A 1,034-nucleotide genomic window follows, 5' to 3' on the forward strand; every position below is an offset into this window, starting at 1 on the left:
GCTTACTTCCGTACTTATAATGCTCAAAGTAACTATGCTTGGTTCCCCTCACTCGAAAGCCTTTGTGAGAGTCTCCGAGCGAAATGGGAATTGCCCAATCAACCGCGCGATGCTGGCTGAATTCTTGGTAGCTTTTCCAATCGATATTATTGGTGGCATTACCGATACGAAAGACTGAATACAACAGTAAGTTCACTTGGCCTGAGCGTCCGCCGACAATTAGGTCAGTTCCGGAAATGGTGTTCGCAAAGCTGTCTTTTGCTTGAGTGCGGATACGTTCTACGCCAAGCAGCAAGATTACCGATATTGCTACCGTCATGATCGTCAACACCGCTGTCGCTTTGCGGTTCATCAAGCTTTTCCAAGCGAGTTTGATTACAGCACTCACGATAGCACCTCCATGTTACGGCTTTGGTTTATTTCTGGCAGATTAATGGTGCGATCGAACAAGCTTTCCAGAGTTGGATCATGGCTGACAAAGATTAATGTCGCGTTGGCTTGATTAGCCTGTTCCATCAGCAGTTCGATGAACGCCATGCGATTATCATGATCGAGTGCAGATGTCGGCTCGTCAGCAATGACTAACGCAGGATGCCCTATCAGCGCACGAGCTGCAGCCACTCGCTGTTGTTGTCCAATACTCAGCTCTGACACTGGGCGAGAGTGTAAATTTGTCGGTAAATGAAGCCGCTCCAACAAGGTTGTCGCTTGTGATAAAAGCTCGGCTTTGGAGGCGTTTGGTGTCACGCGATCTCGTCTCATTTTACTGAACTGGCAAGGAAGTAATACGTTGTCGATGACATTCAAATACGGCAGCAAGTTGAATTGCTGGAAGATATAACCAATGTGGTCAGCGCGGAATCTATCTCTGCGGCTTGAACTCAGCGTCGCTAAGTTCGTATTGAGTACTGATAACGAGCCCGAACTTAACGTATTGATTCCGGTGAGCAAAGCTAAAAGTGTGGATTTTCCACAGCCACTTGGCCCTTTGATAAAGACATGCTCACCCGTCGCTATCTGCAAATCAGGAATAT

1 protein-coding gene and 1 pseudogene are annotated in these 1,034 nt (G+C 47.3%); both read right to left on the reverse strand.

The genetic code is table 11. The annotated features are described in order from the left end of the window. A pseudogene (locus R7Q38_RS24910) lies at positions 1-388 on the reverse strand (ABC transporter permease); the annotation flags it as partial. Beyond that, positions 385-1,034, reverse strand: a 650-nt coding sequence (locus R7Q38_RS24915; protein ID WP_318114745.1) for an ABC transporter ATP-binding protein, incomplete at its 5' end; no start/stop codon positions are given. The pseudogene R7Q38_RS24910 and the gene R7Q38_RS24915, both read right to left, overlap by 4 nt.

It is taken from the genome of Vibrio sp. Vb0598 (assembly GCF_033338935.1).
GTDB classification, from domain to species: Bacteria; Pseudomonadota; Gammaproteobacteria; order Enterobacterales; family Vibrionaceae; genus Vibrio; species Vibrio alginolyticus.